The sequence below is a fragment of the Microbispora amethystogenes genome (assembly GCF_016863015.1).
Classification (GTDB): Bacteria; Actinomycetota; Actinomycetes; order Streptosporangiales; family Streptosporangiaceae; genus Microbispora; species Microbispora amethystogenes.
Genome location: NZ_BOOB01000141.1, coordinates 1 through 883, shown reverse-complemented (window position 1 = coordinate 883; position 883 = coordinate 1). Strand labels below are relative to the sequence as shown.

The following is an 883-nucleotide window of genomic DNA, read 5'->3' as shown; positions in this document are numbered from 1 at the left end:
CAAGTGGCCGGCGTACTGGGACGGCAAGGCCATGTTCGGTGAGTGGAACAACAACGCCATCTGGTCGTTCCAGCTCAACGAGGACGGCACCAAGCTCGTCGAGATGAACCGGATCCTGCAGACCCTGAGCTTCAAGAAGCCCATGGACATGAAGTTCGGTCCCGACGGCGCCCTCTACCTGATCGAGTGGGGCTCCGGCTTCGGCGGCGACAACGCCGACTCCGGCGTCTACCGCGTGGAGTACATCAAGGGCAACCGCCCGCCGGTGGCGCGTGCCACCGCCGACAAGACCGACGGCCCGACGCCGCTGACCGTCAAGTTCAGCAGCGACGGCTCGCGCGACCCCGACGGTAAGGCGATCACCTACGCCTGGGACCTCGACGGTGACGGAAAGACCGACTCCACCGAGGCCAACCCCACCTTCACCTACACCCAGGCCGGCGAGTACAGCGCCGTCCTGACGATCACCAACGCCGATGGCAGGACCGCGACCTCCAGCGTGACGGTCAACGCGGGCAACACCAAGCCCGAGGTCAAGGTCGAGCTCCCGCCGAACGGCGCGTTCTTCGAGTTCGGCGACCAGGTGAAGTTCAAGGTCACCGTCACCGACGCCGAGGACGGCACGGTCGACTGCAGCAAGGTGCAGATCCAGTCCATCCTGGGTCACGACACCCACGGTCACCCGCTCGACCAGACGACCGGCTGCGAGGCCGTCGTGCAGACCGCCATGTCCGGCCACGGTGAGTACGACAACCTGTTCTACGTCATCGAGGCCAGCTACACCGACAAGGGCGCCGGGTCGGCCAAGCCGCTCACCGGGCGGGGTCAGGTCATCCTGCAGCCCAAGCGCAAGCAGGCCGAGCACTTCAGCGCGACCGGCCGG

The 883-nt window shown here is 66.5% G+C and carries 1 protein-coding gene; it reads left to right on the top strand.

What is annotated here, in order from left to right:
- Window positions 1-883, top strand: an 883-nt coding sequence (locus Mam01_RS36065) for a PKD domain-containing protein (RefSeq protein ID WP_204289694.1), incomplete at both ends; no start/stop codon positions are given.